At 47.1% G+C, this 552-nt stretch carries 1 protein-coding gene; it reads left to right on the forward strand.

What is annotated here, in order from left to right; genetic code table 11:
- On the forward strand, positions 1-552 hold a 552-nt coding region (locus tag R7Q11_RS28545; RefSeq protein WP_225467271.1), incomplete at both ends, for an IclR family transcriptional regulator.

The following is a 552-nucleotide window of genomic DNA, read 5'->3' on the forward strand; positions in this document are numbered from 1 at the left end:
GACATTAAACAAAGCCAACGCTAATCAGGTAAACGAAAAGGCACTGCAATTATTAATGCAAGTTGCGGTAAGCCAATTCCCAGTCTCTGCGAAAACACTCAGCGAACAATTGAACGTTCCATTAAGCAGTTTGTATCGACATCTAAAACTGCTGAAAGAATGGAACTTGATTGAAGAAAGTGTGCACGACAAGACGTTTGTTGTTGGACCAGCAGCCTTACTGTTGATGCACAGCTATGAAACCGCTCAGCACGGCCTTGATATGGTTGAAACCATCTTGGCGCGCTTGGTGCAGCAAACAGGGGAAATGGCGGCGTACATGGTGCCATCGGGTTATCGAGCGCTTTGTGTCAGACAAAAAGAAAGTATGCAGGCGCTACGATGCAGCTTCGTCCAGGGTCAAAGTCAACCCCTGCTTCGTGGCGCCTCATCTAAAGTGATGCTCGCTTTTATGCCTCAAAGTCGTTGCGAAAAGATCTTACGTTACTTTAGCCAAGATCATCGCTTAGACGAATGGGAAGAGGAGCTCGCCACAATCCGAAAGAACGGCTA

Source organism: Vibrio sp. 970 (genome assembly GCF_033339075.1).